This window comes from Methylobacterium sp. B1 (genome assembly GCF_000333255.1).
GTDB lineage: Bacteria > Pseudomonadota > Alphaproteobacteria > Rhizobiales > Beijerinckiaceae > Methylobacterium > Methylobacterium fujisawaense.
The window spans coordinates 1-6817 of record NZ_BACT01000939.1; the positions used below are offsets into that span (position 1 = coordinate 1).

A 6817-nucleotide genomic window follows, 5' to 3' on the forward strand; every position below is an offset into this window, starting at 1 on the left:
CTATCAAATGGATCCTGCGAACGGTCGGAAAGCACTTCTGGAATCTATGCTCGACGAAACTGAGGGAGCCGACCTGCTATGGTCCAAGCCGGGTCTACCCTATCTTGACGTGCTCACACGGTTACGGGACCGCACGTTGCTGCCGCTCGTCTGCTATCAAGTCGGTGGCGAATACGCGATGATCAAGTTCGCGGCCGATGCCGGTGCTCTCGACGAAGCGGTAACGGTTTATGAAAGCCTCCTATCGATGAAGCGCGCAGGCGCGGATTTGATCGTAAGCTATTATGCCCGACGTGCCCTGCGAGAGAATTGGATAAATCCTTAGAGCATCGCGTTGGCAAAAACTTGCTTACCTACGCAGCACAGGCGGCAGTCGAAGATACAATGTGGTTCGATTCCATATAGTAGCAACTCGCCCCCAAGGCCCTCTTCCCCGAGCAGGGGCTGAAGCCCGGCGAGGATTACAAGCTCATCTATTCGGGCGGGCACGACAAGTCGGCTTTGGGCGTCGGCACTGGCGACTACGACGCCGCCCCGGTGGCCTCGGACGTGTTCTACCGGATGGTCGCCCGCGGCACGATCAAGGGCGACGATTACCGGGTGATCTACACGAGCGAGAAGTTCCCGACCTCGGGCTTCGCCTATGCCCACGATCTCAAGCCGGACCTCGCCGAGAAGCTGAAGCAGTGCTTCTACGATTTCCGCTTCCCACCCGACATGGTGAAGGATTTCGAGGGCGACGACCGGTTCGCGCCGATCACCTACCTCAAGGACTGGGCGATCGTCCGCAAGGTCGCGGAGGAATCGGGCACGCCGTACAACAAGGTCGCCTACGAGCGTGAGGCCGCCCGCGAGGCCGAGGCCGCCCGCAAGAAGGCCGCGGACGCGCCCAAGCCGTGATGCAGGCTGTGACGGCGGGAAGCGCGATGCGCGCGGTCAAGGACGGACCCGACGGCGATCCCCGGGCGGAGGATCCCCGCGCCCTGGTGATCCGCGGGCTGACCAAGGAATACCGGCCCGGCCAGCCGGTCCTGAAGGGCATCGACCTCGTGGTGCCCGGCACCGGGCTCACGGCGATCATCGGGCCGTCCGGCACCGGCAAGAGCACCCTGATCCGCTGCATCAACCGGCTGGTCCAGCCGACCGCGGGGGAGATCCTGTTCCGCGGCGAGGACCTCGCCCGGCTCTCCGGCCCCGCCCTGCGCCGGGCGCGCCGCCGGATCGGGATGGTGTTCCAGGAGTACAACCTGGTCGAGCGCCTCTCGGTGATGGAGAACCTGCTCTGCGGCCGCCTCGGCTACGTGCCGGCGTGGCGCGCGTGGCTGCGCCGCTTCCCCGAGGCGGACATCGCCCGCGCCTTCGACCTCCTCGACGCGGTCGGCCTGTCGGGCTTCGCCACCCGCCGGGCCGACGCCCTGTCGGGCGGCCAGCGCCAGCGCGTCGGCATCGCCCGGGCGATCATGCAGGAGCCCGAGATCGTGCTCGCCGACGAGCCGACCTCGTCCCTCGATCCGAAGAGCTCCGTGGAGATCATGGAGATCCTGTCCCGGCTCGCGGCCGAGCGCGGCGTGCCGGTGGTGGTCAACATCCACAACGTGGCGCTCGCCCAGCGCTTCGCGGCGCGGATCGTCGGCATGTCGGGCGGGCACGTGGTCTATGACGGGCCGCCCGACCGGCTGAGCGAGGCCGACCTGCGCGGCATCTACGGCGGCGAGAACTGGCTCGAATGATTCCGACCGCCCGACCGGCCTCCTCCGACGCCGCCGGCCGCGTCGCGTTCCGGCCCAACTGGACCGCCCGCGCCGGCTGGGCGCTCCTCGCCCTCTACGCGGTCTACGCGGCGACCCAGCTCGGCTTCTCGCCCGAGCGCTTCGCCGGCGGCCTCGCCCACGGGCAGCAGTTCCTGGCCCGGATGTTCCCGCCGAACTTCTCCCGCTGGGAGCTGATCCAGTCGGGCATCCTCGAGAGCCTGCAGATCGCCGTGATCGCGACGGTGATCGGCATCGCGGTCGCCCTGCCGATCGGCTTCCTGGCGGCCCGCAACCTGATGCCGCCCTGGGTGACGTGGCCGACCCGCATCCTGATCGCGCTCTGCCGGTCGTTCCACCCGATCATCGTGGCGATCCTGTTCGTGAAGGCGATCGGCTTCGGGGCGCTCGCCGGCGTCATGGCGCTGATCGTCGCCTCGGTGGGCTTCATCGCCAAGCTGTTCGCCGAGGCGATCGAGGAGATCTCCCTGAAGCAGGTCGAGGCGGTGCGGGCGACCGGTGCCGGCTTCCTGTCGACCCTGATCATGGGCGTGCAGCCGCAGGTTCTGCCGCGCTTCATCGGCTTCGCCACCTACCAGCTCGATTCCAACCTGCGGAACTCCACCATGGTGGGCATCGTCGGCGGCGGCGGTATCGGCGCGACGCTGTTCACCGCCTACCAGCGCTTCGACTTCGACGTCGTGCTGGCGATCCTGATCGTCATCGTCGCCCTGATCATGGTGGCCGAGATCGTCTCCGGCTGGGCCCGCAAGGTGTTCCAGTGAGCGTCGCCCTCGCCCCCGCTACCGCCGGCCCGCGCCACTGGCAGCGCTTCCCCCTGTGGAAGCGGCTGGCGCGGCTCGCCTTCACGCTCTGCGCGGTGGCGGCCTTCGTGGCGAGCCTGCGCACCATCGAGGTGATCCCGGAATTCCTCTACGACGCCCCCGAGCAACTGGCCGACCTGTTCGGCCGGATGTGGCCGATGGATGCCGGCTATGTCGGGCCGACCCTGCGGGCGCTGGTGGAGACGCTCCACATCGCGACGCTCGGCACCCTGATCGCCATCGCGATCGCGGTGCCGATCGGGCTGATGGCGGCCCGCAACGTCACGCCCAACCGCGCGCTGAACCTGTTCGCGAAGTTCGTGTTCGTGACCTCGCGCTCGGTGAATTCCCTGGTCTGGGCGCTGCTGTTCGTGGCGGTGTTCGGCCCCGGCCCCCTGGCCGGGACCCTGGCGATCGCGCTCCGCTCCGTCGGCTTCACCGGCAAGCTGTTCGCCGAGGCGCTGGAGGAGGCCAATCGCGGCTCGATCGAGGCCCTGCAGGCCGCGGGCGCCGGCCGGCTCTCGACGCTGCTGCTCGGCTACTGGCCGCAGGTGAAGCCGGCCTTCTGGTCGATCGCGCTGTTCCGGTGGGACATCAACATCCGCGAATCCGCCGTGCTCGGGCTGGTCGGCGCGGGCGGCATCGGCGTCGCGCTCGATACCGCCCTGAACCTGCTCTACTGGGATCAGGTCGCCGTGGTGCTCGCCGCGATCTTCGGCGTCGTCATCCTGGCCGAGATCGTCGTGACGGCGCTCCGCGCCCGGACGCTCTGAGGGGGCCTCACCGCCCCAGCGACATGCCGAGCGGCGGCGCGACCTCCGGCGGCAGCGGCGAGACGTAGCCGGACGCGCCGACCCGCCGGGCGAGGTCCGCCTTCGCGGCGTCGCGCAGAGCCGCGTCGGTGAGCGCCCGGGCGCCGGTGGCGGCCATCGCCTTGGCGACCTGCACCATCGCCTTGTGGGCCGCCGGGGTCTTGCCCTGCGCCACCACCTGCCAGGTATGGAACGGCGTGCCGATCGCCACCGTGGGTGCGTGGGCCTGGACGGTCGGCACCACCCAGCTCACGTCGCCGACATCGGTGGAGCCGACCGCCGGGTTGCGCGGCGCGTCGAGGGGCACGAGGAAATCGGCCAGCGGTGCCTCGTTGCGGGGCATGCCGATGGCGCGGAACACGGCGTCGATGTCGCCGTCGGTCAGCGTCGACCGGATCTTGCCCGCGAAGTCCCGGTCGGCCTCGTCGAAATGCGGCGGCCCGAGCTCCTCCATCACGCCGTGGAGCGCTTGCTCCAGGGGATCGTTGCCCAGCAGGTTCGACACCGCGCTGACGATTCGCACCTCGAGGGCGGTCTCGGTCATCAGGGCGGCGCCTTCCGCGATCTTCTTCACCCGCTCGACCAGCGCCAGCATGCCCGGCAGGTCGCGCGCCCGGATCGAGTAGCGCACCGTGGCGCCGGCCTGGACGACGTTGGGGGCGATGCCGCCGGCGTCGAGATAGGCGTAGTGGACCCGCGCGTCGGAGGGCATATGCTCCCGCATGTAGTTCACGCCGACGCTCATCAGCTCGACGGCGTCCAGCGCCGAGCGCCCGAGATGGGGTGCGGCCGCCGCGTGAGCGGTGCGCCCGGTGAAGACGAAATCCGCCCGGGTGTTGGCGAGCGCCACCGGCGGCGCCACCTCCCAGAAGCTGCCCGGATGCCAAGTGATCGCGATGTCGGCATCCGCGAAGGCGCCGGCGCGGACCATGAACGCCTTGGCGGCGCCGCCCTCCTCGGCGGGACAGCCGTAGTAGCGCACGCGGCCGGGGGTGCCGGTCTCGGCGAGCCAGTCCTTTACGGCGGTAGCGGCCAGCAAAGCCGCCGAGCCGAGGAGGTTGTGGCCGCAGCCGTGGCCGTGGCCGCCCGCCTCCACCGGCCGGTGCTCGGCGACGCCCGCCTCCTGCGACAGGCCCGGCAGGGCGTCGTACTCGCCGAGGAAGGCGATGACCGGCCCGCCTTCACCGGCCTCGCCCATCACGGCGGTGGGGATGCCGGCGACCGCTTCCGTGACCTGGAAGCCCTGGTGGCGCAGCTCGGCGACGTGCTCGGCGCAGGAGCGCGCTTCCGTGTAGCAGACCTCCGGCATGCCCCAGACCCGGTCGGACAGGGCGATCAGCCGCTCCGTCTGCGCGTCGACGTGGCGCCACACGGTGTTGCGGTTGTCCATCGTGTCGTCTCCCGGAAGGTCGCGCGTCGCGTTCGCCTCATCATAGCGGGCTCCGCGCCGTCATCGCGAGCGCAGCGAAGCGACCCAGGGCTGCGCACGGTTAGGGGACGTGGCGCTGCTGGATTGCTTCGCTGCGCTCGCAAAGACGGCGGCGTCGCGCTGCTCGGCTCGGTGCGGCAGGAGAGGGACTGGCATGCAGGGCCGGGGCCATGCTGTGCACGAAGCGAACCTTCCTCAACACGTTTCAGTTGAACCGTCACTGGCCCGCCCCTTGCCAAGGCCGCCACCGGAATGTTGCTGTGCCGCGTGGCGGTCAACGGGATGCGTACATGGACGAGCGGGATCTGCGCGGCCTCATCGGGCAGGTGAAGGGCGGCCGCCTGTCGCGGCGCGCCTTCGTGCAGCGGATGGTGGCTTTCGGCCTCACCGCGCCCATGGCCGGGCTGATGCTGGCCGGGAACGGGGTCGCGATGGCGGCCGATATCCGGGCCGGCTATAAGCCGACCAAGGCCGGCGGCGGCGGCGCCCTGAAGCTGCTCTGGTGGCAGGCGCCGACCCTGATCAACCCGCATTTCGCCATCGGGACCAAGGACCAGGACGCCTCGCGGATCTTCTACGAGCCGCTCGCCGCCTGGGACGCGGACGGCAACCTCGTGCCGGTGCTGGCCGCCTCGATCCCGTCGAAGGAGAACGGGGCGCTCGCCGCCGACGGCCGCTCGGTGGTGTGGACGCTGAAGCCCGGCGTGACGTGGCACGACGGCAAGCCGCTCACCGCCGACGACCTCGTCTTCACCTGGGACTACGCCCGCGACCCCGCCACCGCGGCGGTGACGGCCGGCTCCTACAAGGATTGCAAGGTCGAGAAGGTCGACGACCTCAGCGTCCGGGTGCTGTTCGACAAGCCGACGCCCTACTGGTGCGACGCCTTCGTGGGCATCGTCGGGATGGTGCTGCCGAAGCACCTGTTCGGGCCCTATAGCGGCGCCAAGTCCCGGGACGCGCCGCAGAACCTCGCCCCCGTGGGCACCGGCCCGTACCGGTTCGTGGAGTTCCGGCCCGGCGACATCGTCCGCGGCGAGCGCAATCCCGACTACCACCTGCCGAACCGGCCGTACTTCGACACGATCGAGATGAAGGGCGGCGGCGACGCGGTCTCGGCGGCCCGCGCGGTGCTCCAGACCGGCGAGTACGACTACGCCTGGAACATGCTGATCGAGGACGAGGTGCTGAAGCGCCTGGAGACCGGCGGCAAGGGCCGGGTCGACGTGGTCTACGGCGGCAAGCTCGAGTTCCTGCTCCTCAACGCCACCGACCCGAACGTCGAGGTCGACGGCGAGCGCGCCTCGGTCACCACCAAGCACCCCGCCTTCTCCGACCCCAAGGTGTGTCAGGCGATGAACCTGCTGGTCGACCGCAAGTCGATCCAGACCTACATCTACGGCCGCACCGGCAAGCCCACCGCCAACACGGTCAACGGGCCGGAGCGCTTCGTCTCCAAGAACACGAGCTTCGCCTTCGACCCGGCCAAGGCCAACGCGCTCCTCGACGAGGCCGGCTGGAAGAAGGGCTCCGACGGCATCCGCGCCAAGGACGGCAAGAAGCTCAAGCTGCTCTTCCAGACCTCGATCAACGCGCCGCGTCAGAAGACCCAGGCGATCATCAAGCAGGCGGCCGCCAAGGCCGGGATCGAGATCGAGCTGAAATCGGTGACCGGCTCGGTGTTCTTCTCCTCCGACCCGGCCAACCCCGACACCTGCACGCATTTCTACGCCGACATGGAGATGTACGCCTACAGCATGACCCAGGCCGATCCGGCGATCTGGCTGCTCATGTACGCCTCCTGGGAGGTGGCCCAGAAGGCCAACAAGTGGCAGGGCCGCAACGTCGTGCGCTGGCGCAACGACGCCTACGACAAGGCCTACAACGCCGCCCAGAGCGAGCTCGACCCGGTCAAGCGCGCGGCGCTTCTCATCACTTGCAACGACCTCGCGGTCTCCGAGAACGTGCTGCCGCTGATCCACCGCGCCGAGGTCTCGGCGGTGG

At 69.4% G+C, this 6817-nt stretch carries 5 protein-coding genes and 2 pseudogenes; 6 read left to right on the forward strand and 1 reads right to left on the reverse strand.

Going from position 1 to position 6817, the window contains the following annotated elements; translation table 11 throughout:
• The 5 genes and pseudogenes from I53_RS31900 to phnE (I53_RS26395) form a co-directional block, all read left to right on the forward strand.
• A pseudogene (locus tag I53_RS31900) lies at positions 1 to 325 on the forward strand (porphobilinogen synthase); the annotation flags it as partial.
• A 98-nt stretch (positions 326 to 423) separates the two neighbouring features.
• Positions 424 to 900 (forward strand): annotated as a pseudogene (locus tag I53_RS26380) (PhnD/SsuA/transferrin family substrate-binding protein); the annotation flags it as partial.
• A 26-nt stretch (positions 901 to 926) separates the two neighbouring features.
• Positions 927 to 1730, forward strand: a complete 804-nt coding sequence (gene phnC, locus I53_RS26385; protein ID WP_051045083.1) for a phosphonate ABC transporter ATP-binding protein — start codon at positions 927 to 929, stop codon at positions 1728 to 1730.
• Positions 1727 to 2533, forward strand: coding sequence for a phosphonate ABC transporter, permease protein PhnE (gene phnE / locus I53_RS26390; RefSeq protein ID WP_043356475.1), 807 nt, complete (start codon positions 1727 to 1729; stop codon positions 2531 to 2533). Before phnC ends, phnE (I53_RS26390) begins: the two co-directional genes overlap by 4 nt.
• A complete protein-coding gene (gene phnE, locus I53_RS26395; protein WP_043356476.1) occupies positions 2530 to 3345 on the forward strand; it encodes a phosphonate ABC transporter, permease protein PhnE in 816 nt (271 codons plus the stop codon). Before phnE (I53_RS26390) ends, phnE (I53_RS26395) begins: the two co-directional genes overlap by 4 nt.
• Positions 3346 to 3352: 7 nt before the next feature.
• Here the strand turns inward: phnE (I53_RS26395) and I53_RS26400 are convergent, their stop codons facing one another.
• Positions 3353 to 4774 (reverse strand): M20 family metallopeptidase, encoded by a 1422-nt coding sequence (locus I53_RS26400; protein ID WP_043356478.1) that lies wholly within the window; start codon positions 4772 to 4774, stop codon positions 3353 to 3355.
• Positions 4775 to 5103: 329 nt separating this feature from the next.
• Here I53_RS26400 and I53_RS26405 point away from each other — a divergent pair.
• On the forward strand, positions 5104 to 6817 hold a 1714-nt coding region (locus I53_RS26405; protein ID WP_043356479.1), incomplete at its 3' end, for a peptide ABC transporter substrate-binding protein.